At 66.4% G+C, this 22255-nt stretch carries 21 protein-coding genes; 12 read left to right on the top strand and 9 right to left on the bottom strand.

Annotated features, from left to right (window positions below; all coding sequences use genetic code 11):
- Positions 1–154 precede the first annotated feature (154 nt).
- Positions 155–3523: a helicase-related protein gene (locus tag C0R46_RS01105; RefSeq protein ID WP_102957743.1), complete on the top strand. Its 3369-nt coding sequence runs from the start codon at positions 155–157 to the stop codon at positions 3521–3523.
- Positions 3524–3621: 98 nt separating this feature from the next.
- Here C0R46_RS01105 and C0R46_RS01100 read toward each other — a convergent pair whose 3' ends face one another.
- Positions 3622–4566, bottom strand: coding sequence for a ring-cleaving dioxygenase (locus tag C0R46_RS01100; protein ID WP_102957742.1), 945 nt, complete (start codon positions 4564–4566; stop codon positions 3622–3624).
- Positions 4567–4732: 166 nt separating this feature from the next.
- The gene (locus C0R46_RS01095; RefSeq protein ID WP_198598209.1) at positions 4733–6052 is read right to left on the bottom strand and encodes a cation:proton antiporter; all 1320 of its coding nucleotides are present in this window, start codon (positions 6050–6052) and stop codon (positions 4733–4735) included.
- A 304-nt stretch (positions 6053–6356) separates the two neighbouring features.
- On the opposite strand from C0R46_RS01095, the gene C0R46_RS01090 reads away from it, so the two are divergent.
- The 4 genes from C0R46_RS01090 (at position 6357) to modC (ending at position 9449) form a co-directional block, all read left to right on the top strand.
- Positions 6357–6731, top strand: coding sequence for a winged helix-turn-helix domain-containing protein (locus C0R46_RS01090; protein ID WP_102957740.1), 375 nt, complete (start codon positions 6357–6359; stop codon positions 6729–6731).
- Positions 6732–6796: 65 nt separating this feature from the next.
- Positions 6797–7555 carry a molybdate ABC transporter substrate-binding protein gene (modA, locus tag C0R46_RS01085; protein WP_102957739.1) on the top strand — a complete coding sequence of 253 codons (759 nt, stop codon included), beginning with the start codon at positions 6797–6799 and terminating at the stop codon, positions 7553–7555.
- A gap of 17 nt (positions 7556–7572) precedes the next feature.
- Complete coding sequence (gene modB, locus C0R46_RS01080; RefSeq protein ID WP_102957738.1) at positions 7573–8259, top strand: molybdate ABC transporter permease subunit; 687 nt, start codon at positions 7573–7575, stop codon at positions 8257–8259.
- Complete coding sequence (gene modC, locus C0R46_RS01075) at positions 8259–9449, top strand: molybdenum ABC transporter ATP-binding protein (protein ID WP_102957737.1); 1191 nt, start codon at positions 8259–8261, stop codon at positions 9447–9449. Before modB ends, modC begins: the two co-directional genes overlap by 1 nt.
- 50 nt (positions 9450–9499) lie before the next feature.
- On the opposite strand, the gene aroQ is transcribed toward modC, so the two are convergent.
- The 6 genes from aroQ to C0R46_RS01045 all read right to left on the bottom strand — a co-directional run bounded on the left by aroQ (position 9500) and on the right by C0R46_RS01045 (position 14423).
- Positions 9500–9955 (bottom strand): type II 3-dehydroquinate dehydratase, encoded by a 456-nt coding sequence (gene aroQ / locus C0R46_RS01070; protein WP_102958545.1) that lies wholly within the window; start codon positions 9953–9955, stop codon positions 9500–9502.
- Between the two features lie 283 nt (positions 9956–10238).
- Entirely contained in the window at positions 10239–10778 is a 540-nt protein-coding gene (locus tag C0R46_RS01065; protein WP_102957736.1) for a hypothetical protein, read from the bottom strand.
- 525 nt (positions 10779–11303) lie between these two features.
- Complete coding sequence (locus C0R46_RS01060) at positions 11304–12623, bottom strand: TadE/TadG family type IV pilus assembly protein (protein WP_102957735.1); 1320 nt, start codon at positions 12621–12623, stop codon at positions 11304–11306.
- On the bottom strand, positions 12623–13318 hold the full coding sequence (locus tag C0R46_RS01055; RefSeq protein WP_102957734.1) for a TadE/TadG family type IV pilus assembly protein: 696 nt from the start codon (positions 13316–13318) through the stop codon (positions 12623–12625). The genes C0R46_RS01060 and C0R46_RS01055 overlap by 1 nt, the downstream gene beginning before the upstream one ends.
- 1 nt (position 13319) lies before the next feature.
- Positions 13320–13916, bottom strand: a complete 597-nt coding sequence (locus C0R46_RS01050) for a TadE/TadG family type IV pilus assembly protein (RefSeq protein WP_280952983.1) — start codon at positions 13914–13916, stop codon at positions 13320–13322.
- A 222-nt stretch (positions 13917–14138) separates the two neighbouring features.
- A complete protein-coding gene (locus C0R46_RS01045) occupies positions 14139–14423 on the bottom strand; it encodes an SWIB/MDM2 domain-containing protein (RefSeq protein ID WP_102957732.1) in 285 nt (94 codons plus the stop codon).
- 351 nt (positions 14424–14774) lie between these two features.
- Between C0R46_RS01045 and C0R46_RS01040 the strand changes: the two genes are divergently transcribed.
- Genes C0R46_RS01040 through C0R46_RS01010 form a run of 7 tightly spaced genes read left to right on the top strand, consistent with a single transcriptional unit; the run spans position 14775 to position 20843 of the window.
- Entirely contained in the window at positions 14775–15758 is a 984-nt protein-coding gene (locus C0R46_RS01040) for an AAA family ATPase (RefSeq protein ID WP_102957731.1), read from the top strand.
- 5 nt (positions 15759–15763) lie between these two features.
- Positions 15764–16675: a DUF58 domain-containing protein gene (locus C0R46_RS01035; protein WP_102957730.1), complete on the top strand. Its 912-nt coding sequence runs from the start codon at positions 15764–15766 to the stop codon at positions 16673–16675.
- On the top strand, positions 16662–17099 hold the full coding sequence (locus tag C0R46_RS01030) for a hypothetical protein (protein ID WP_102957729.1): 438 nt from the start codon (positions 16662–16664) through the stop codon (positions 17097–17099). The genes C0R46_RS01035 and C0R46_RS01030 overlap by 14 nt, the downstream gene beginning before the upstream one ends.
- A 1-nt stretch (position 17100) precedes the next feature.
- Complete coding sequence (locus C0R46_RS01025; protein WP_102957728.1) at positions 17101–18060, top strand: VWA domain-containing protein; 960 nt, start codon at positions 17101–17103, stop codon at positions 18058–18060.
- Complete coding sequence (locus C0R46_RS01020) at positions 18054–18983, top strand: VWA domain-containing protein (RefSeq protein ID WP_102957727.1); 930 nt, start codon at positions 18054–18056, stop codon at positions 18981–18983. The genes C0R46_RS01025 and C0R46_RS01020 overlap by 7 nt, the downstream gene beginning before the upstream one ends.
- Before the next feature lies 1 nt (position 18984).
- Positions 18985–19626, top strand: a complete 642-nt coding sequence (locus tag C0R46_RS01015; RefSeq protein ID WP_102957726.1) for a tetratricopeptide repeat protein — start codon at positions 18985–18987, stop codon at positions 19624–19626.
- Positions 19620–20843 carry a BatD family protein gene (locus tag C0R46_RS01010; protein ID WP_102957725.1) on the top strand — a complete coding sequence of 408 codons (1224 nt, stop codon included), beginning with the start codon at positions 19620–19622 and terminating at the stop codon, positions 20841–20843. The genes C0R46_RS01015 and C0R46_RS01010 overlap by 7 nt, the downstream gene beginning before the upstream one ends.
- 112 nt (positions 20844–20955) lie before the next feature.
- Here the strand turns inward: C0R46_RS01010 and C0R46_RS01005 are convergent, their stop codons facing one another.
- On the bottom strand, positions 20956–22209 hold the full coding sequence (locus tag C0R46_RS01005; RefSeq protein WP_102958544.1) for an ROK family transcriptional regulator: 1254 nt from the start codon (positions 22207–22209) through the stop codon (positions 20956–20958).
- Between the last annotated feature and the right edge of the window lie 46 nt (positions 22210–22255).

The raw sequence follows: 22255 nt of genomic DNA, 5'->3' as shown, positions 1-22255 counted from the left end.
CCAGGCAAGTGGCTGCGGTCCGCGCGCGCGGCGTCGACGACGCAGATCGTCATCTGCGGCATAGGGCCTCGGCAACCGGCTGTCGTCGAGGTCGTTGCAACGATGCGCCGAATGTCACGCGCCGCCTCCGCCTGTGCCTGCGTCTGGGAGAGCTATGCCCAAAACCGCCACCAAGCCGAAGCCAGCCGCGAGCCTGGCCACAGCCTCCGCGACGATCGAGGGCCTCCAGTCGCCGGGCGCCATCGCTGCAGTGCTTGCGGCCAGGATCGCCGACGGTGAGCGGACGATCCTCTATGTCGCCGAGAACCAGCGGCGAGCCGCTCTCCTTGCCGAACTCGTCGCCGCCATGGCAGGCGACAGCACCGTCGCCGCCTTTCCCGCCTGGGACGCGCCGCCGCTGGAGCCGATACGCCCGTCCCGCCGCGTCATGGGCCAGCGGATGAGCACCCTGCGCTGGCTGACCGATCCGGTCGAGCGTCCGCGCCTCGTCGTCAGCGTCCCGGCCGCCCTGATGCGGCGCGTGCCGCCGCGCTCGATCTGGCAGGGCTGTCATCTGGATCTGCGCGTCGGCGACGAGCTCGACATCGAAGCCGTCGAAACGATGCTGCGGCGGACCGGTTACGTCTTCGACCAGCGGGTGGACGAACCTGGCGAGGCAGCGATCCACGGCCAAGTCATCGATATCTTCCCGGCCGCCGCGCCGCATCCCTGCCGCATCGAGCACGACGGAACGGCGATCACCGGCATCACCGTCTATGATGCCGGCACGCAGCGCTCGCTGTCGCGCACCGGGCGGCTGATCGTCGACCCGGCGTCCGAGATCGTCCAGCCCATGGACGAGGGCAAGGACAGCGCAGACCCCGAGGACGAGAATGCCAGCGGTGAGGCGGCGGCGGAGGCCGGCGAGATGTCCGCCAGTGCCTTCTATGGCGAACTCGAAACGCTCTTCGACTATCTCCCCGATGCTGACGTCATCATCGAGGCGGATGCCGTCAAGCAGGGCACGGTCTTCGACCGGCAGATCAAGGATTCGTTCGAGATGCTGAGCGAGACGGCCGTCGGCGCGGAGCACCGCCCGCCGCCGCCGGAGCGCCTGTTCCTGTCGGCTCGCGAACTGAAGGAGACGCTCGAGCCGCAGATCGTGGCGAAGGTGGTTGCAGGCGATGCAGATGCAGCCCTGCCCGTCCCTCGCTTCGCCATCGAGCCGCAGCCGAACCGGGCTTTCGCGCGCTTTGCCAAGGACGTCGAGAGAGACCGGCTCCGCCTCATTCTGGCGGCGCCGTCACGGCCGCTTCTGCGCGACCTTCGCAGGAGAGCCGCTCGCGCTCTCGGCACGGAGATCGAAGACGCCGGAAGCTGGGCGGCGGCCATGCAGGCCAAGCCCGGCACGCCGCAGGCCGTCGTCCTGCCCCTCGGCGAAGGCTTCATCAGCCGGTCCTACGGCGTTGCCGTCATCGCGGCGGCCGACCTTCTCGGCTCACGGGCGCGTCCAAGGCGCGCCTTCTCCGCCGATCTCGATATCTTTGCCGACGAGACGCTTTCGATCGGCGACGTCGTCGTACATCTGGAGCGAGGCGCCGCCGTTCTGGACGGCCTCGAAGAGGTCGATCTCGGCGATAGCGCCCACTCCGAGGTCCTGTCGCTCCGCTTTCGCGATGGCGCACGCCTCATGGTGCCGGTGGAGGAAATCGGCTTGATCTGGCGCTATGGCGGCGAGGAGGAAGCGGTCACGCTCGATCGTCTCGACGGCGAAAGCTGGCTGAAACGCCGCAACGCTACGATCATGGACATCCAGAACACCGCAGGGCGTCTGATCGAACTGGCGCGGCAGCGCTCGGCCGCAAAGGCCCGCACGATTCGTGCGCCCGCGGCTGAGTACGAGCGCTTCTGTCAGGCTTTCGCCTACGAGCTGACGCCGGGACAGGACGATGCCGTCGAAGCGGTCCTCGCCGACTTGGCAGCCGGACGCCCGATGGATCGGCTGGTCTGCGGCGACGTTGGCTTCGGCAAGACCGAAGTGGCGATCCGTGCCATCGCGGCGGCTGCCCTCTCCGGCAGCCAGGTCGCTCTCGTTGCGCCGACGGTGCCGCTCGTGCGCCAGCACCTGCGCACGCTGAGGCGCCGTTTTGCAGCCTACGGCATCGAGGTTGCCGAATTGTCGCGGATGACCTCGACGGCCGAGGCCAAGCAGGTGAAAGCAGGCCTTGCCGACGGCACGATACGCATCGTCGTCGGCACCAGCGCAATCGCCGGCAAAGGCGTCGACTTCGCCGATCTCGGCCTCCTCGTGATCGACGAGGAGCAGAAGTTCGGCGCGAAGGAAAAGGCCAAGCTCCGGGCCAAGCTCACCGAAGGCCACGTGCTGACGCTGACGGCGACGCCCATCCCCCGCACGCTGGAGGCCAGCTTCGTCGGTCTGCAGGACCTCAGCGTCATCGCGACCGCGCCGGCCATCCGCATTCCGGTCCGAACCGAGGTCGGCGCCTTCGACGACGGTCTCGTCGCCGCCGCACTTCGGCGCGAGCACAGCCGCCGCGGCCAGAGCTTCGTCGTCTGTCCGCGTATCGAGGACATCGAGCCGATGGTCGCCCGGCTGTCAGCTCTGGTCCCGGAACTCAGGCTGATGGTCGCGCATGGCGGCATGCCCGCCGAGGACATCGATCAGGCGATGCTCGACTTCACCGCCGGCAAGGGCGACGTCCTCGTCTCGACCAACATCGTCGAAAGCGGCCTCGATCTGCCGCGAGCGAACACGCTGATCGTCTGGCGCCCGGATCGCTTTGGCCTGTCGCAGCTCCATCAGCTGCGCGGCCGAGTCGGACGCTCGTCGCGGCGCGGTGTTGCCTTCTTTCTCACCGACCCCGACGAATCCATCGGCGCCTCGGCCGAGCGTCGGCTGGCGACGTTGCGCGAGCTCAGCGGCATCGGCAGCGGCTTCGATATCAGCGCCCGCGATCTCGATCTCAGGGGCGCCGGCGATCTGCTCGGAGAGGATCAGGCCGGCCATCTGCAGCTACTCGGCGCCTCGCTCTACCGGCAGTATCTGACGCGGGCGCTCGCGGTCGCGAAGGGCGACGCGAAAACAGACGAAGCCCGGCCGGTCGTCTCGCTCGGCAGCGTCGGACGCATTCCGCCGGACTACGTATCCGACGCCGACGTTCGGATCGGCCTCTATGCCCGGCTCGATCGGCTTCAGGATCCCTCCGAGATCAGCGCCTTCGAAACCGAGTTGACGGATCGCTTCGCCGAACCGCCGGCCGCGGTGAGGGCGCTGCTGTCGCTCGCCCGCCTGCGCTTGGCCTGCGCCCGGCTCGGCATCTCCAAGCTCGACGGTGGGCCGCAGGGACTGGCGGCGAGCTTTCGCGCCGGCGCCGCGCTCCTGCAGCAACGGGACGAGACGCTGCCGGACAAAGCGATGCGCTGGAAGGACAACCGGCTCGTCTATGCCGTCTCGACGGAAAGTGCCGAGGAGCGGCTGGAGCTCGCCGCCGACTTCCTCGACACGCTGGGATCGCTTCTCTGACGGAGGCCCGCCGGATACAAGGCGCCGGCGGAACGGAGCGCGGTGACAGGCTGAGGGGCGATCGTGGTGTCCCGCAGCCGGTCGCCATCGTCACAGGGTCAGTCGAGCGGCTTCAGCCCCGCCTCGATGGCCGCGCGCCGCGGCTCCAGGAACGGCGGCAGCGACAGCCGCTCGCCCAAGGCCCCCAGCGGCTCGTCGACGGCAAAGCCGGGGCCGTCGGTGGCGATCTCGAACAGGATGCCGCTCGGCTCGCGAAAGTAGAGCGAGCGGAAGTAATAGCGCTCCACTTCGCCGCTCGAGGCGACGCGGTGCTCCGAAACGCGCTCGGCCCATTCCCCCAGCGCAGCTGCGTCCGCGACCCTGAAGGCGACGTGATGTGCCCCGCCCCGGCCGAGCTTTGCCATCGGCAGCTCCGGCTCCTCGGCGACGTGCAGCTCCGCCGCGGGGCCGCCCTCGCCCATCTCGAACACGTGCACGACGGCGCCGGCGTCCTCATAGGCGCGCACCTTGCGCATTCCCATTAGCTCGGTCAGCACCGGCTCTGTCCGGCTCAGGCGCGACACGCTGATCGTGATCGGGCCGAGGCCGCGGATCTGATGCTCGGGCGGAACAGGGCTGCGATCCCAGGGCACAGCGTCGCCTGCGCCGCCGTCATCGACGAGGCGCAGGCGCTGTCCCTCCGGATCCTCAACGTCCAGCGACAAGCGCCCGTCGATCGCGGCGACCTTGCCGACAACGACCTTCTGCGCGCTCAGCCTCTCCTGCCAGTACTGGAGGCTTTCGCGTCCGGCGACTCGCAGGCCGGTGCGCGTGATGCTGTTGGTGCCGCGACTGGCCGGCGCAGCCGGCCAGTCGAAGAAGGTCAGATCGGTGCCCGGCCGAGCCTCACCGTCGGCGTAGAACAGGTGGTAGGCGCTGGTATCGTCCTGATTGACGGTCTTCTTCACCAGCCGCATCCCGAGCACCTCGGTATAGAAGCGGATGTTGCCCTTCGCATTTGCCGTCACCGCCGTCAGGTGATGGATACCCGTCAGTCCAGACATGGCCGTCTCCGTCGTTGTTGCCGCCGTCCACGAGGCGGCACGCTGATGGTCTGGAAGGTCGTGAGATCGGCCTCTAGGCGGAAGCAGTCGCGCCTGTGACCTACTGTCTACGCCGGGTGAACGAGCGCAGCCCCCTCATCAGGGCGCTGGGACGGCCGTCGCGCGATCAGGTCGCGGCGTCGCTGACGCTCCGCTCTGACACCGTCGCCTCGCTCCTACCGGATCTCTCCGCGGTTTCTTCGCTCTCCTCCTGCTCCTCGTCCTCCCGCTCCAGCGGAAAACGCCGCATTACCATGCCAGCCGTCAGGCCGTGCACGACAGTCGAGACGACGATGGTGAAGGCGACGGTTGCCCAGAGCTGGTTCTTGTCGAGGAAGTCGACATGGCTGGCGCCAAAGCCGAGATAGTAGATCGAGCCGACACCGCGGACGCCGTAGAAGGCGACGACGAGGCGATCGCGGCCGACGAGTTCGCTTCCGATGAGGCCAAGCCAGGCGGTGATCGGCCGGATCACGAAGATCAGGGCAAGGCCGATCGAGGCGTAGGTCCATGTGAGATACGGCAGCAACACCGGAAGCGCCCCGCCGAGAAGCACGAGGATGACGGCGCTGATCGCGTATTCGACCGCCTCGCTGAAGTCGTGCAATTGCCGGTGATAGGGATGCTTCACCTCCGCGCGCCGGAGCACCATGCCGGCAATGAAGACCGAGATGAAGCCGTAGCCCTCGGCGAGCTCCGTTGCCCCGTAGCAGAAGAGGACGCCGGCAAGCGATATGAGCCCGGCGCCGGTGGCGGCGATGGGGTTGTCACGCGGAAAGGTGAACAGCACCTTGCCGAGCATCCAGCCGATGCCGGCACCAAGCGCCACACCGACGCCGATCCTGTAGAACACATCATCGACAAGCCAGACGAAGAGAAGATCGGACGGTACGAAGGTCTTCACCGCCAGGATCAGGCCGAGGTAAACGAATGGAAAGGCGAGCCCGTCGTTCAAGCCAGCCTCTGTGGTCAGCGAGAAGCGGACGGGATGCTCCCCGCCCTCCAGAGGCGGCCCCACCTGGACATTGCCTGCCAGCACCGGGTCCGTCGGCGCCAACGCGGCTCCGAGCAGAACCGCACCGGCGAGCGTCATCCCGCCGAGCGTTACACCAAGATAGGCGATCGCGCCGATCGTCAGCGGCATGGTGACGATCAGAAGTCCGATCGTCGGCTGCCAGTGGCGCAAGGTGTAGACGCGGTCGATCTTCAGGCCCGTCCCGAAGAGGGCGACCGTCACGGCGATTTCGCTAATGGTCTCCCAGAGCCTTGGCGCAGCGAGGGGATCGAACGCGTCCGGCATGCCTGAAATGAAACTGAAGGCTACGAAGCCCGTCAGCACCAGGAGGGCCGAGGCGGCCGGCTCCCATCCCGAGATGAAGCGCGGCAGCCAGAAGGCGAGGATGGTTCCAAAACCCGCGATCGTCAGCAGCAGGTGGTAGCTGTTCAACTCGAAAATGGCCGGCTCCATTCGCGCTGTGAAGTAACATGCGAGGATCGATGCCTCGCGTCGGATCAGGAGACGGGTCGTGCGGGACCATGCCGGCTGTGCCCACAGCTGCTCAACGGCTCAACGCCTTTCGGGTCAGAAGGTTGAATCTGCGCGCGATTAAAACGACGTGAGGGGTTGTGCGGAACAGCATTGCCGAAGCAGCGTCCGTGGTCCAACGCTTATGCGGGAGCAGCAGGCATCGGCATGGGGACGCATGGACCTGCGGCTGCCTTGTCCCTTTGCCGCAAGGGAATGAAACGCCATGACAGACGAGACGGGCGCGGCACTCACCCATTTCAGGATCACGCTCGCCAACGGCGCCGCCATCGGCCCCGGCAAGGCCAAGCTGCTCGAGACGATCGCCGCGACCGGGTCGATCGCTGCGGCCGGACGATCCATGAAGATGAGCTACAAGCGCGCTTGGCTGCTGGTCGAAGCCCTCAACCGGTCTTTCCCCTCGCCCCTGGTGGAGCCCTCGCGGGGCGGCCGCAACAAGGGTGGCGCGGTCCTGACCGAGGTCGGACAGGACGTCCTCCATCGCTATCGCGCGATCGAGGACGCGTCCCGCAAGGCCGCGGCCGATCATCTGCGGGCCCTCGGCTCTCACCTCCAGGATGATATGTCCAGCGGGAAATAACGGTTGCCGGAGATGTCGACGCCATCTAGCTTCGATATAGCCCATAGGGAATATCGGAGCCGTCCATGACGTTGCATCTCCTCCGCTGCACCGCCTGCGCCTCTGTCGCCATTATGCTGCTGTCGCCTGCGGCTGCTCTCGCGGACACGACCCGCGTCGCTGTCGCGGCCAACTTCACCGACGCCGCCAAGGAGATTGCCGAGGCATTCAAGGCCAAGACCGGCGACACGGCCGATCTCAGCTTCGGCTCGACGGGCACGCTCTATACCCAGATCAGCGAAGGCGCCCCGTTCGAAGTCCTGCTGGCCGCCGATGACGAGCGGCCGGCCAGGGCGGTGAAGGATGGGTTCGGCGTCGACGGCAGCGTCTTCACCTATGCGGTGGGCAAGCTCGTTCTCTACAGCTCGGAAGCCACCGGAGTGAAAGGCGAAGATACGCTGAAGAGCGGCGACTTCGACAAGATCTCCATCGCCGATCCGAAGGCCGCTCCCTATGGCGCCGCTGCCATCGAGACCATGAAGGCGCTCGGCGTCTTCGAGACCCTCGCCTCCAAGATCGTGCAGGGCAGCAGCATCGCGCAGGCCTACCAATTCGTGGAAACTGGCAATGCCCAGCTGGGCTTCGTGGCGCTGTCTCAGGTCATCAAGTCCGACAGCGGGTCACGCTGGATCGTGCCGCAGAATCTCTACGAGCCGATCAGGCAGGATGCCGTGCTGATCACCGCCGCCAGGGTCAGCAAACCCGCGAGGGCCTTTCTGGAGTTCCTGAAGGGACCTGAGGCCAGGGCGATCATCGACAGGTATGGCTACGCCGCGACCGAATAATCGACTAACCTCCCCCCATGCTGCAGTCCGGCGAGATCATCGCCCCGATCATCCTGACGCTCGAGCTGGCAGCCACCACGACGCTGCTCCTGCTCCTCTTGGGAACACCGCTCGCCTGGTGGCTGGCGCGCTCGCGCGCCCGCTGGAAGGAAGTGGTCGGGACAATCGTCGCGCTGCCGCTGGTGCTGCCGCCAACGGTTCTCGGCTTCTATCTGCTGATCGCGCTCGGACCGAGCGGCCTCGGCGGCCTGTTCGGGCCGCTCTTTGGCCTGCGCACCTTCGCCTTCACCTTCGAGGGGCTGGTGGTGGGGTCGATGGTCTACTCCATGCCCTTCGTCATCCAGCCGATCCGCAACGCCTTCGAGGCGATGGGAGACCGTCCGTTGGAAGTCGCCGCGACGCTCCGCGCATCGCCCTTCGATCGCTTTCTCACCGTCGCGCTGCCGCTCGCGCGTCCCGGCTTCGTCAGCGGCGCCGTGCTCGGCTTTGCCCATACGGTCGGGGAGTTCGGAGTCGTCCTGATGATCGGCGGCAATATTCAGGGCGAGACCAAGGTGCTGTCGGTGGCGATCTACGACTATGTCGAGACGCTGCAGTGGCGGGAGGCGCACCTCCTGGCCGGCGGCATGCTGGTCTTCGCATTCCTGATCATCTTTGCCACCACAATGGTCGAGCGACGCTCCCGCCGCTGGCGCGTGAGCTGATGCCTCCGCGGGCGGGGGCAGCAGGTGATGACAACAGCATCGCCGTCGATCTGACGGGATCGCTGGGGCGGTTCCGGCTGGCGATGAGCTTCACGGTGCCGCTGTCCGGCGTCACCGCCATCTTTGGCCCCTCCGGATCGGGCAAGACCAGCCTCCTCAGGGCCATCGCCGGGCTTCATCGGATGGAGGGGCTGGTCAGGATCGGCGCCGAGGTCTGGCAGGACGCAGGCACGTTCCTGCCGGTGCATCGCCGCCGCATCGGCTATGTCTTCCAGGAGCCTAGCCTGTTTCCGCACTTGAGCGTGCGCCAGAACCTTCTCTACGGCGCATCCCGATCCGGACGAGCGACAGATGCGGCCGCCGCCCGACTGTTCGACGAGTGCGCGGATTTCCTGAAGCTCGGACCGCTGCTCGACAGGATGCCCTCGCATCTCTCCGGCGGCGAGCGCCAGCGGGTTTCGCTCGGTCGCGCCCTGCTCTCGCTGCCGCGCCTCCTCCTGATGGACGAGCCGCTGTCCTCGCTCGACCGCACCGCCAAGGGCGAGATCCTGCCCTATCTCGAGACACTGCATGCGACACTCGCCATCCCGATCCTCTATGTCAGCCACGACATGGCCGAGGTCGAGCGGCTCGCCGACCGCATCGTTCTGATCGAGAGCGGAATGGTCCTGGCCAGCGCGCCCCTGAACGAGGCGCTAACGGACCCTCGCCTGCCGCTGGCACGCCAGCCCGGATTTGCCTCGGTCCTGACGGCTATAATCTCGGGCTGTCACATGGAGGACGGCCTCGTCGAGCTCGACCTCGGTGGTCAGCCGCTTCTGGTGGCGGGCTCGATCGGCGATCCGGCTGGGTCGCTGCGCCGCGTCAGGATTGCCGCCGGCGACGTCAGCCTTTCCACCGGCAAGCCGGAGAATTCGACGATCCTCAACAGCCTCGCCGTGCGGATCGACGCGGTGGAGCCGCTGGGCGAAACGGAAGCTCTTTGCTTCCTGTCGCTGCGGGAACGGGCCGATCTGCGCCTCGTCGCGCGGATCACCCGTCGTTCGGCCAGACGCCTCGATCTGAAGCCGGGCATGGGGGTCTTCGCCCAGGTGAAGACGGTGTCGCTGGCGTCGGGCGCCGAGCCGCAGCAGGGCGGCCTTCAGCCGACAGCTGATCGCCTCGCTTCAGGGGCGCGGAACGGCGGCTGACGGCCGACGGCCAGGACCAGTCCGCCGCATCGCTTGCAGTGCCGCGGGCGTCAATGACCGATGGTGCCGCTGGCAACCAGATGCGCGATCTGCCTCAATGCCAGCAGGTAACCATGCGTGCCGCAGCCGACGATCGTGCCGGTTGCGACGGAAGACACATGCGAATGATGCCGGAAGGCCTCGCGCTTGTGGATGTTCGAGATGTGGACCTCGATGATCGGGCATTCCAGCGTGTGAAGCGCGTCATGGATCGCGATCGACGTATGCGTGAAGGCTGCTGGGTTGATGATCAGACCAGCGGCACCGTCTCGCGCTTCGTGGATCCAGTCGATGATCTGGAACTCGGCATTGCTCTGGTGGAAGACCACGTCGAAGCCGAGTTCGCCGCCTAGACGGCGGCAATCCGCTTCCACATCCGCCAGGGTCACGCGACCGTAGATCTCCGGCTGCCGTTTGCCGAGAAGGTTCAGGTTCGGCCCGTTCAGAACATAGATGGTGGATGCCATCGGCATGCGCTCCCGGGACTGGCCGATCTTCTATGCGCAAGCTTCGATCACGTCTCCATCGCGACCGCAAGTCGGCACACCCGCTGCGGGTGCAGGGGTAACCGGGTAGCCGTTTGCCAGTCAGCGATATCTTGCGCGGAACGGAAAAGCGGGGCTGCACACCTTATGGATGCGCCTGGCAGCCGTAGCGAAAGGTCGCAGCGCCTGCCGCGGCCCGGGCCTTCCCGGGATGCCACATGGCCGTGCATGCGGCATGGGCAGCGGTCGTTAGCGGCTGCACCGTCTATGCAGCCTTGTTCTTCCTGACCCCACTGGCCCGTTTCTCCGCGCATGCTGAAAGCTCCTCGTCCCAGCGGACTTGGGCGGCATGCTGATCGGCACTCCGGCTTCGTCCCTCGTATTGCCCGGTCTCGTCGAAATGACGATCGAGATCAGACAGCTTGCCGCGAGCATAGGCTGCTGCAAGATCCGGATAATTGCCAAGATACCACGCACGATCGACGGCATACCGGCAGGCTCTGCGCCCCTCGAAATACCCGCGCGAGATGAAGTGCTCCCTTGCCGACCGAACGCTGCCATTCGCGATCCCTGCGACGACGTCAGGGTATGTCGCCTTATAGAACGCTTCGTCGAACGGCATGTCAGCGACGAGCGTGGTCAGCAGGAACTTCAGGAAGCGACCACTTACGACGACTTCATCTTGCTCGTCGATGTTCTTTGTTCCACTGATCGCGTCGCAGATCCGCTCGAAGGGCGGAAAGTAAGCATCTGCTTCAGCGAGTTGTCCTCTGCCTACAGCCATATCGGCTTGCCAAACCTTCATATCCCTCTCCACACGACGCAACCTGACTCTCCGGGCCCTCCACCTCCCGGTCTGATCAATTAAACGTTAGATGATATAAAGAGTCAAGGCGCGCTCGCGTTGCTGAAAAAATACTATAGCTTCTCCTGCGTCATGTTCCTAATGGTAGCGTTAACAGGCCAAAGGTTCCTATCGCGAAGCTATGGAACGAAGGAGTCTGCTGCAGGTCCAGCCAGGCATTCGACGATTAGAAGTGGAGACTATACCCGCTTCTGCCACTCTTAGGAGAGTATTGGCGCTCGTCGTGTAGACCATTTTAGCCGGCCGTCCCGGCATGGCCCGGAGCTTTAAGTAGCTGAGCAACAATCGTCAGATCACCGCGCCGGCCTCGCCGTGGGGCACCGTCCTTGACTTGGCGGCTGAGGCCTCCCCAGCCTCCGATCCGGTCAGGCATCGGTGATGGACCGCCAGGGCACGGAGCTGATCGCTTGACCCACATCCGCGATCGAGACGACGCCGCTGCGGCGATGGCGATCGCCGCAGTCTCTACTGGGTCAGAGCGATCGGCTTCTTGATCGCACTGGCGATATCGGCCATCGCCTTCTCGATGTCGGCGGGGCTCGATGCGTCGTAATAGTCGGCCGGGTCCGTGACGCACTTCTTCATGTTGGCTTCGATGTACTTGCTCAGCGTGTTCTTGACGAACACGAACTTGGAATTGCTGCCGTCCTTCTTCGGGACGAGATACTTCGTATTCACGGCCATCAACCGGATGCCGCGGTCCTTCATCGCAGTGCAATAGGCCGGGTTCAGCGACTGCACGATCCCGCAGCAGTCGCTTGTGGCCGAATAGGGCGAGTAGAGGACGTAGTTCGTATCACGCGGGTTTCCGGAGCCCTTCTTCCGGCGGATCTCATCGTCCTCCACCCCGTCGGTCATCAGGATGAGGATCGCTTTCGCAGTTGCCTGCGTCGAACCCGTTCCCGGCGTCGGGATCTTCTTGTCCATCGTGTCCAGCGCGACGCGCATGTTGGTGCCGCCGTAGTCGTCGGCCAGTTGCACGCCATTGATAGTGCTGGTCAGAGTAGCCAGGTTCGAGCTCAGGCTACCGAGTGGCTGTGCCATGGTGTGGAAGGGCACGACCTGAATGCGATAGTGATCGTCCGACGTGTTGAGCAGCGCGGCCGCCACCTTCTGCAGGGCGGTGCGCACGACGTCGATCCGCATCACCGCGCCCGCAGCCTTGCCTTTGGTGTAGCTCGTCACCGTCTCGCTCCCCTGCAGGACGTGGCAGGTGAGCGAACATCCGGTCTTGGCATAGAGAAGATCCTGATCCGCCGCAGTGGCCCCGATGCCCATGGAGGACGAGACATCGACGAGAATATAGACGTCGTAGAAGGGCGCGAGCGAAGCCGTTGCACTCGACGTCCCGCTGATCTCATAGGTTTCCTTGCCGAACAGACGTGCGAAGACGGTCGGAACGTCAGCCGTGTAGCTCGTGGTGCTCGTCAAGGTCGAGCCGTCCTGCTTGATCGTGATGGTCGGCAGGACGATTGATGCGTCGAGCAGAAAGCCCGTCTGAGCCTGCAGATAGCGCTGACCCTCTGCCTCGCCGGTGCTTCTCGCCTGGGCGGATGCGGTTCCGTCGTTGATCAGCGAGACGGCCTTGTTGATGGCAGCCAGATTGGCGGAGTCGACGGCGAGTTCCACCCGACGCTTGACGAGTGTCGCTTTCGCGAAATCCGTGGCGATGCCGGCAAAGCCGAGAAGCGGCATCAGCGTCAAGGCGAAGAGCGTGGCGAAGTTGGCCCCGCGATCGCTTTTGAAACGACCCAGTAGACCCATACGGGTGAGGAAGCGCGACATCAGTTGAAATCCGTGCAGCGCACCACCGTCGGTGCTGCGATGATGGAAGGCGTCACCCTGATCAGCGTGGTGTTGCGAGGGCGGAACCAGGCCGCTTCGCTGATTGCGTCGCTGGTGAAGAAATCAGTGCCGAGATGCGGCTTGTAGCGGAGCTTCGCCGTCACGAAGATGGCGCTCCCGGGCATGAAGAGAACCTCGGGTACCAGCCCCTGCGTCGGCGGCGTCGCATTTGATGTCTTGATCAGTTGCCCACAAGCCATCGGGTCGTCTCCGATGCTCCACGCGACATTGGCGACGTACTCGCATGCGGAGGTGCAGGACGGCACCTTCTGGGTGAAGGCCACGTTGGTGATCGTTACGGCGAGCGCGCTGTTCCAGTCCGCCAGTGAAAGCTGCTTGGCGGTGCGGAAGGCCTCCGGCGCGATCAGCGGCGAGGCCTTCCAGATCTTCTGGACTTCGGATGCATCCACTTCATCCGGCAGCTGCGAGACCATCTGCCCGATCATGTTGGCGACCTGCACGACCTGATTGTCAGCCTGGTAGTATTTGCTGACTTCGATGGTCGCGACCGACAGGAACAGCATCACCGGGGCAACCACGGCAAATTCGACCGCCGCGATGCCGCGTCTGTCCTTCCGAAATCGCCAGGCAGCCGCAGTGGCGCGCCTCAGCCGCGCTCGCATGTACCGGATCATGTCAGCAGGCTCCGACTCGCTTGACGCCAACGGGCTCGACGCGCAGCGCGCCGAACGACTGCAGCATCACCACCGTATCGCCCTTGTAGGTGTCGAAGACCGACGACGGCATGACGCCCGCGGCAACCAGCGGTGCCGGGTAGGCGATGCGCAGAAAGGCGTATTCGCCTGCGGCCCCGACGCAGTAGGGGATCGTTCCGGCATCGCTCGGCGTGGAACTTGCCCAGGCTGCGGGATCGAAGTTCGCACCGTCGTCGGTGACGCGCGCCTCGACGATGACGCGTGAGCAGTCAAACAGACCCATCAGGTTCGGGCAGACGAACTTGGTCTTGAAATCGCTTGCGGTCAGCGTGTTCGACGATTGAACGGTGCCGAGCACGATCGAGCGGATGGCCGTCGTCGTCGCGTTATCGAGGAGATGCTGCTGCAGCGAGACGAGCGACGTCTGCACCATCATCAGCAGCATCATGAAGAACACCATGCTGAGCATGGCGAACTCGATCGCAGACGCACCGCTCCGGTCACGCCAGAGCCGACGAAGATGACGACTGAGCGAAACGGCCCAGGCCGGAAGGTTATGAGGATGATGGGAGGTCACGACGGCGATCGGTATGAGACTTGATCTCGCGATCGTCGCACAGGTTCGTTAAAGGCGGCTTGATCCTCTACGTCACGTCGGGTGCCAGAGCCACAAAGTGCCGAAGCTTGATCCGCTCACCGGGGTCAAGCGGGTGAATGCAAACCTCTACATCGCCGATGAACCGTTCCGCCATTGCTGAGCAACGGCGAAACGGCTGGTGTGGCAGCCGTCTCTATCGGCTCAGCTCAGGTGGTTCGAGATGTACTTGTTCATCTCGAACATGGTCGCCTTCTTCTTTCCGAAAATGGCCTGAAGCTTATCGTCCGCATTGATCTCACGGCCATCCTGCGGATCCTGCAGCTTGTTCTTCTTGATGTAGTCCCACATCCGGCTGATCACTTCGCCGCGCGCCAGCGGCTTGGAACCGACGACAGCAGCAAGCTGCTCGGACGGCTGCACCAGTTTATGGACGGCATCGGGCTTGGCGCCAGTATCGGGTTTCACGTCATCCTGCTTCTTGGCCATGATTCTCTCCTGTACCGCGGCGTCTGCTTCGTCAGCCTAGCAATTCGCCAGCCTTGTGCTGGTTCCGCAGCCAGAACGCTGCAGTCCGCGATCGTTCGAAGCATCGCGCGAGAATCTCGGGTGCCAGCCACAGCAACGCTGCCTCTCGCGGTCGCCCGCGGCGCGCGAAGCGCCTGCCAACCGCTTGGCGGACCATCGAAGTTCCGCGGGTGGCCATGGATGAGGTGACAGTTGGATTTTGTCAGATTGGCCCTTCCCGTCCTGCATCGGCCTCGACATAGTGTCCGCACCAGAGGGGAGCTGGCACCGCCCCTCGGCTCGGACCTGAGTTGATGGACGGACTGATTCGTCATGCTGGATGCCGCCACCCGTACCGCCCCTGCCGCGCTCGCTCACCCGATCGCCGAACTCTCCCGAGGCGTTCAGGCCGGCCTGATCGGCCGCACGCCGATGGTCGAACGCCTGATGATCGCGCTGCTGGTCGGCGGCCATCTCCTGATCGAAGGCGCCCCCGGCCTGGCCAAGACGAGGGCGGTCAAGCGTCTTGCGAGCGGCCTGTCCTGCACCTTCTCGCGCATCCAGTGCACGCCGGACCTCATGCCGGCGGATCTGACGGGCACACAGGTCTTCCGCCCCGAGCAGGGCCGTTTCGAGTTCGTGGAAGGACCGGTCTTCAACTCTCTGGTGCTGGTGGACGAGATCAACCGCGCACCGCCCAAGGTCCAGTCCGCCCTGCTCGAGGCGATGGCGGAGGGTCAGGTTACCGCGGGCGGCGTTACTTACCGGCTGCCTGAGCCCTTCATGGTGGCGGCCACGCAGAATTCCATCGAGCACGAGGGTACCTTTCCGCTGCCGGAAGCCCAGCTCGACCGCTTCCTGATGCATGTGCTCGTCGACTTTCCGGATGCCTCCTCCGAACGGGCGATCCTCGACCTCGTTGAGCGCGAGGCGACTGAAACCACCGACATGCCGCATCCTCTGTCGGCCGACGCGATCCTTGCCGCGCGTGCTGAGGTCGCTCGCGTCCATCTGGCGCCGGCCCTCAAAGACTTCATCGTGCGCCTCGTCATGGCGACGCGCGAGGAGCAGCCCGCACCGGACATCCGCCGCGCCATCGAGCATCCGGTCTCGCCGCGCGGCACGCTTTCCCTTGCTGCCGCGGCGCGTGCCCGCGCCTACCTCAACGGGCGCGATTATGCGACGCCGGAGGATGTCGCCGAGCTGGCGCCGGACGTCCTGGCGCACCGTCTCGTGCCGACATGGCGGGCCGCAGCGGATGGCGAGACGGCGCGCGGCCTGATCGGCCGGCTCCTCTCGGTCGTCCAGCCGCTGTAACGCCGATGTCCCAATCCACCAGCGCGGCAGGCATCGACGTCGATGCGGATGCCCTGTTCCGGCTGCGGCACTACCTCCACCGCCGCGATGCCGGACCTCTGCCGACCGGTGCCCGGCCCGGCAGCTTTGCCGGCCGGCGCCGCGGCAACGGCATCGAGATCGTCGACGTGCGGCTGTTCTCGGAAGGCGACGACATCCGTCACGTCGACGCGGCAACGACGGCGCGGACCGGCAAGACCCATGTGCGGACCTATCGCGACGAGCGCGAGCGCACGACCCTCCTCCTGGCCGACCTCCGCCCATCCATGCTGTGGGGGACGCGGCGGCGCTTGCGGTCGGTCGCGGCTGCCGAGGCGCTGGCGCTCGCAGGCTGGCAGGCCAGCGAGGCCGGCGGACGCACTGGACTGCTCACCATCTCAGCAGATGAGCCGGTATTTGTCGCGCCGCGGGCGCGGGATCGCGGCATGGCCGACGTCGCGGGCGGGCTGGCAAGGGCCCATCGCCAGGCGCTCGCCGCCGCCGCCGCTGGCGCTCTCGCTGATGCGCCGCTGACGGGCGCCCTCGAACAGGCACTCGATCTTGCGCCAACCGGCTCGACGCTGGTGCTGGCGACCGGCCTCGATTCGCCGGGCAGCGACTTCGACGACATCTTGGCTGCGATCAGGCAGCGCTTCACCCTGCTCGTGCTCCTCATCCGGGACGCCTTCGAGCGCGACCGGCCCACCGGCTCCTATCCGTTCGCGCTTCTGTCCGGACCGGCGCGATGGGCGCGCCTGCAGCCGTCAGCGCGCGGCTCGGTGCCGGACCCTCGCCTCGAACGCCTGCAGGGACTCGGCATCGCGGCACGATTCGTCGATGCCGACGCCGAGCCGGAGAGGCTGGCGGAGGCCGTCGGAGGGCTCCATGTCACGGGATGAACTGCTGGAGCAGCTTCGTCCGGCCCGGCTGCCGGCGGGCTACGAGGCATTCAACTGGCATGATCTCCTGGCCGCCTTCGCGCTCGGCATCGTCGTGGCGCTGCTGCTGCGGCTGCTGCTCCAGCTGGTCGCCGGGCGGCCAGAGGCGCCACAGGCGCGGATCGCTCGCGAGTTGACGGCGCTCGAGCAGCTGCCGGCCAGTGAGCGCCTCGTCGGTCAGGCGCGCATCTACCGCGCCCTTAGGTCGGACAGCCCAACCATTCGCTTGGAGGCCGGGGATCAGGCAGCGCCGGGCAATGGTGCATCGCCCGAGCTCGATTGGGACCGTCGGCTGTCGGCGGCGCTCTATCGCCGTGAGGACGTCACCTTCGATCTGGACGCCTTCGATGCCGAGATCCTGCGGCGCGCCCGGGAAAGCGCCTGACATGTGGAGCCTCGGTTTTCCCTATGCCTTGTTGCTGCTGCCGCTCCCGCTCATCGCCATGCGGTTCCTGAAGCCCGCAGAAGGTGATGCCGGCGCGCTGATCGTGCCCGGCAGCATCGGACGTCTGCTCGCAGCCGGCGAGCCGTCGGCCTTGCGCGCCCGAGCACGCCGGCTCCTGCCCTCGCTTCTGTGGCTCTGCCTGATCGTCGCTCTCGCCGATCCGCGGCGCCTCCAGACGGTGGATGCGATTCCCGAGCTTGGCCGCGACATCGTCCTCGCCCTTGATCTCTCCGGCAGCATGGAGCGGGAGGATTTCTCGCTCGATGGCGCACCGATCTCGCGGCTCGACGCGGTGAAGAAGGTCGGCGCGGCCTTCGTGCGCGGCCGCGTGGGAGACCGCGTCGGGGTCGTGATCTTCGCCGAGACGGCCTTCTTCGCTGCACCGCTGACCTTCGACGTGGAAGCGGTCGCCCAGGCGATCGAGAGCGCCACCATCGGGCTTGCCGGCCGCTCCACGGCGATCAGCGAAGGCATGGGCCTGGCGCTGAAACGCCTCAGCGAGATCCAGTCGCCGGGCCGCGTCATCATTCTCCTCTCCGACGGGGCGAATACGTCCGGCAGCGTCCAGCCGCTCGACGCTGCGCATCTGGCTTCGACGCTCGGCATTCGCGTCCATACGATCGCACTCGGGCCGCAGGACCTTGAGACCGATCCGAAGGCGCGCGACGCGGTGGACTCGGCAACGCTGCGCGGCATTTCGGGCGAAAGCGGCGGAACCGCCTTCCGGGTGCGCAGCATGGCCGACCTCCAGGCAGTCGCGGAAACCATCGACCAGCTCGAGACCAGCCCGGCGGCGCGTCCGCCCGTGGAGGTTTATCGATCGTTCTGGCCCTGGCCTGCAGGCCTTGGTTTCCTCACCGCCCTCGCCATCATGGTCATGGATCGCAGATTCGCATGGTGACCTTCGACACCTTTGCGCTCCTGCGCCCGCTGTGGTTCGTGGCGCTTCTGCCGGTGATCGCCATCACGGTGCTGAAAGCGCGCCACGCCTCGCAGCTCGGCGGCTGGAGCAATGCGATCGATGCGCATCTTCTGGCCGCCCTGCAGCGCCTCGGGCGCGTCGTACCCGGGGTGACCCGTCCGGCGATCGCCCCTGCGGCCGTAGCCGGCCTTCTCGCTCTGGCGCTGACCGGTCCGGCGACGAGGAGCGGCGACCTGCCGTCGTTCCAGAATCTTGAAGGCGTCGTCATCGTGATGGATCTGTCGCGCTCGCTGACCGAGGGTGGTGGCTTCGACAATGCCCAGGCCGCCGCGGAGCACGTGCTTCGGAGCGCCGGCAGTCGCCCGAGCGGCCTTATCGTCTATGCCGGCGAGGCCTACAGCGCGAGCGCGCTCAGCCGCGATCCCGGCCCGCTCGAGCGCACCATCGCCACCCTCGACGGCACGACCGTCCCGGATAGCGGCAGCCGTCCGGACCGGGCACTGGAGCTTGCCCGCGAAACGCTGGCGGAGGCCAAGGTGATTGCCGGCGACATCGTGCTCGTCAGCGACGGCGGCGGCGCTGCGGCGGCGGCCACGCTGGTTGAAGCCAAGGCGATCGCCGCGACCGGAACGCGGCTCTCGACCCTCTTCGTCGCGCCGCGCATCACCGGAGGCGATCATCCTGTCGGCGACGAAGCCGCCTTGCGCCGGCTGTCGGACGCCGGCGGCGGGACCTTCGCGACAGCGGACGATCCGTCAGGCGTCGGAGTCATCATCGGGAGCGGCAACGCAGCAGCGTTGACGGAAGGCCCTCTCGCTTCCCTGCTCTTTCAGGATTACGGCCGCATTCTCCTCGCCTTCAGTCTCATCCCGGCTGTTCTCCTGTTCCGGCGGGGGACCTGAGATGCGCCGACTGATCCCTCTTCTGCTCGGCGTCGCTGCAGTGGTGGCCGCCCTCCTCGCCGGGCCTGCGGCCTTCGGGAAGCTCGCCCTCTTCGCCGGCCTGCCCGACATGGCCGCGCGCCTGATCGACGATCCTGCCGCACGCGGCGTCGCTCTCTACCGCACCGGCCGCTATACCGAGGCGGATGCCGCCTTCGCCACGACTGGGCGCAGCGCCACCTACAACCGCGCCCTGACGCTGGCCGCCCTCGGCGATTACCCGCTCGCGGTCGACTATTTCGATGCCGTCCTGTTTGCCGATCCGCGGGACGCCGATGCACGCTTCAACCGCGATCTCGTCGCACGGCTGGTCGAGCCGGTGATCGGAGAAGCCAACACGATCGACGGCATCCCCGCCGTCGCCGCGGGGCCGAATCCCGATGCAAAGGCGTCGGAACGGGCCGAGCTCGACACGTCCAAGACATTGGCGGAGCAGCGCAGCGTCCTGCCGCCCCGCGTCGGGCGCCAGGTGGTCGCCAGCCCCGCCTGGCTCGCGACGCTCACCGACGAGCCGGCGCTGTATCTGAAGAAGCGCATCGCAGCGGAGCACGAACGGCGAAAAGCCCTTGGCCTGCTCCATCCGCCGGAGGATACGGCATGGTGAAGCGGTTCCTCGTCCTGCTCATGCTGCTGGCCGGCAGCCTCCTTCACGCTGCACATGCCGACGCCGCCGCGCCGGTTGCCGAGCGCGATGCGCAGCTGGAGGTCGAGGTCGAGTCGACGGGCGCCAGCCCCTTCGTGGACGAGATGGTGCTCGTCACCATTCGGGGGCGCTACAACGTCATCATCGCGCTTGAGTCTCTGGTGCAGCCGGAGATGCAGAGCTTCGGATGGATGCAGCTCGGGCGCGACAGCTGGACCCGCCAGATGGTAGCGGGACGCGAGATCACCATCTTCGAGCGGCGGCTGGCGCTGTTCCCGAAGCGGGCCGGCCGGCTGACGATCGAGCCGTTCCTGCACCGCCTGACGCTGACGACGCCGAAGGGTGAGCGGTTCATCCACGAAGTTGCGTCCAAGCCCGTCGCGGTCGAAGTCCTGCCGCATCCGAAGACGGCCGGTGACTGGTGGCTCCCCGCCCGCTCGGTCGACTACTCCGACGTCTGGGACAAGGATCCGGCGACGCTGCCGAACGGCGAACTGGCGACCCGCACCGTCACGATCCACGCGCTCGGCGTGCCGCCCCATCTGCTGCCGCCGCCGCCAAAGATGCGGGCCGCCTGGCTGATCACCTTTATGGCCCCTGAAGAACGCTCGGTGGAGCTGACACCCGACGGGCCGCTGTCCACCGTCGTCTGGCGCTGGCGCATGCGGCCGACGACGGGCGAGCCCGGGCGGCTGCCAGCCTTTACCATCCCTTGGTACGACACCAAGGCGCACGAGTTCCGGGAGATCGTCCTGAAGTCGCAGCCGATCGCCCATGCCGGCTTCCCCGTTGCTGCGAAGGCGGCTGCACCCGGCTTCCTGCAGCGGCACGCGATCCTCTTCGCCGGTGCGGGCGGCTTCATGCTGACGCTGGCGGCGCTGTTGCCGGGGCTGCGTCTTCGCCGCCGCCACGAGATCGAAGCCATCATCGCTCGTATGCTGCCCGACCGGGATGCCCTGTCACTCCGCTGGGCCGCGCTGAGGGGTGATCCGCATGCCGCTCGCCGCGCCGCCTATTCGCTCCTGCGCCGACGTCCGGAGCTCAGAACCTCAGCCGCGGAGAAAGCGCTCGCCGGGGTTGACCGATCGCTCTTCGGCCACGGAGAGGCGCCGACGCGTCCGCCTCTCCGCGAACTGGCGAAAGCGCTCCTGCGTCGCCCAACGCAACGCGAGCGCTGAGGTCCCGCGCGCTGAGCCTCACCGCAGGCCGCTGGAGGCAGGCCTAGGCGAGTGGCCTATTACGCACGGAACATCCCGCCGGCGATGAACCGCCGGACCGGCAGATTAAGGCTCATCCGACTGCCCCCACGGCAGCAACAAGGCCCGGATCTGCGGATTGAACCGCGGAAAAGCGCGGCTCGAAGGTGCGCGCGATCGGTTCGGCCGCCGCACCGACTGCCACCATCCAGGGATCGCCGCGGCCGAGCACGAGGCGCGGCCAGATGCGGCGCGTATTGTCGGCGAGCGAGGGAAGCAACGGCTGCATCGCGTCGTGAAGGGATGCGAGCAGGCTCGGCGGAACCGAGCCGCCGAATACGATGGTAGCGGGGTCGAGCAGCGTCTCCAGCGTATGGATGGCCCAGCGCAGCATGGGAGCGGCCTCGCTGATCCAAGCTCGAGCGTGGCCTGCGCCCACCGCATCATCCAGGCGCTTGAACAAGGCGGGATCGGCCGGATCGATGTCGAGCTCGCGGCACAGCACCGCGATCGAAGCGACATGTTCGACCGGGCGGCCGCTCGCGAAGGGCGAGGAGAGCACCATGCCGATCTCACCGGCGTTCCCGGCCGCCCCGGCGTGGATTTCGCCCCGCACCATCAGCCCGGCCCCGAGACCGTAGCCGAGATAGAGGTAGACGAAGTCGTCGAGTCCGCGGGCTGCGCCCGACAGCTTCTCCGCGATGGCTGCAGCCGAGGCGTCGTTACGGAAGGCGACATCCAATCCCGTCGCCTCGTTCAGATAGTCCGCCAGCGGCAACGTCTGCCACGCCGACATCATCCAGGGATCGTCGGCCGCCGAGATCACCCCGACCGGGCCTGGCATCGCGACGCCCAGCCCGACCAGGCGGCCATCGGCGGCCGGGGCAATGGCTTTGAGGCGGGTCCGCACCTCCTCGATGAGCTTGATCACGACGGGCAGTCCGACCTCGGGGCCGCCCTTCGGCAGCGACGCCTCCAGCCGGACGAGGTCGACTCCCATGAGGTCGATGGCGACCGCCCGCGTGGCGTGACGGTCGATCTGCACACCGATCGCATAGGCGCCCTCGGCCAGAAGCCGATAGGGCGTCGCCGGCTGTCCGCGCCCCTTTCCGCGCAGCGGGAGGTCTGCCACTAGCAGGCCCTGGCGTTCGAGGTCGCCGACGAGGTTCGACACCGTCTGCCCCGAGAGACCCGTCGCCCGGGCGAGATCAGCCCTTGAAAGAGCGCCGTTGACGCGCAGGGCATCGATGACGATGCGCCGGTTATGGGCGTTCGCGCCGGTGAGGTTGGCGCCCCTTTTGGCTCGGATCGTGTGCGCGGTGGTCACTTCGCCGTCACGTGTTGACATTGCCTCGGCCTTGCGCAACGAATTAATCAAATGAATTGGGTTAATT

The sequence above is a fragment of the Mangrovicella endophytica genome (assembly GCF_002893625.1).
Taxonomy (GTDB): domain Bacteria; phylum Pseudomonadota; class Alphaproteobacteria; order Rhizobiales; family Rhizobiaceae; genus Mangrovicella; species Mangrovicella endophytica.
This window is presented reverse-complemented; position numbering and strand designations above follow the sequence as displayed.

Coding starts and splice junctions, on each gene's coding strand:
- C0R46_RS01105 (WP_102957743.1), top strand. CDS start 155: ATGCCCAAAACCGCCACCAAGCCGAAGCCAGCCGCGAGCCTGGCCACA.
- C0R46_RS01100 (WP_102957742.1), bottom strand. CDS start 4,566: ATGTCTGGACTGACGGGTATCCATCACCTGACGGCGGTGACGGCAAAT.
- C0R46_RS01090 (WP_102957740.1), top strand. CDS start 6,357: ATGACAGACGAGACGGGCGCGGCACTCACCCATTTCAGGATCACGCTC.
- modA (WP_102957739.1), top strand. CDS start 6,797: ATGACGTTGCATCTCCTCCGCTGCACCGCCTGCGCCTCTGTCGCCATT.
- modB (WP_102957738.1), top strand. CDS start 7,573: ATGCTGCAGTCCGGCGAGATCATCGCCCCGATCATCCTGACGCTCGAG.
- modC (WP_102957737.1), top strand. CDS start 8,259: ATGCCTCCGCGGGCGGGGGCAGCAGGTGATGACAACAGCATCGCCGTC.
- aroQ (WP_102958545.1), bottom strand. CDS start 9,955: ATGGCATCCACCATCTATGTTCTGAACGGGCCGAACCTGAACCTTCTC.
- C0R46_RS01065 (WP_102957736.1), bottom strand. CDS start 10,778: ATGAAGGTTTGGCAAGCCGATATGGCTGTAGGCAGAGGACAACTCGCT.
- C0R46_RS01060 (WP_102957735.1), bottom strand. CDS start 12,623: ATGTCGCGCTTCCTCACCCGTATGGGTCTACTGGGTCGTTTCAAAAGC.
- C0R46_RS01055 (WP_102957734.1), bottom strand. CDS start 13,318: ATGATCCGGTACATGCGAGCGCGGCTGAGGCGCGCCACTGCGGCTGCC.
- C0R46_RS01045 (WP_102957732.1), bottom strand. CDS start 14,423: ATGGCCAAGAAGCAGGATGACGTGAAACCCGATACTGGCGCCAAGCCC.
- C0R46_RS01040 (WP_102957731.1), top strand. CDS start 14,775: ATGCTGGATGCCGCCACCCGTACCGCCCCTGCCGCGCTCGCTCACCCG.
- C0R46_RS01035 (WP_102957730.1), top strand. CDS start 15,764: ATGTCCCAATCCACCAGCGCGGCAGGCATCGACGTCGATGCGGATGCC.
- C0R46_RS01030 (WP_102957729.1), top strand. CDS start 16,662: ATGTCACGGGATGAACTGCTGGAGCAGCTTCGTCCGGCCCGGCTGCCG.
- C0R46_RS01025 (WP_102957728.1), top strand. CDS start 17,101: ATGTGGAGCCTCGGTTTTCCCTATGCCTTGTTGCTGCTGCCGCTCCCG.
- C0R46_RS01020 (WP_102957727.1), top strand. CDS start 18,054: ATGGTGACCTTCGACACCTTTGCGCTCCTGCGCCCGCTGTGGTTCGTG.
- C0R46_RS01015 (WP_102957726.1), top strand. CDS start 18,985: ATGCGCCGACTGATCCCTCTTCTGCTCGGCGTCGCTGCAGTGGTGGCC.
- C0R46_RS01010 (WP_102957725.1), top strand. CDS start 19,620: ATGGTGAAGCGGTTCCTCGTCCTGCTCATGCTGCTGGCCGGCAGCCTC.
- C0R46_RS01005 (WP_102958544.1), bottom strand. CDS start 22,209: ATGTCAACACGTGACGGCGAAGTGACCACCGCGCACACGATCCGAGCC.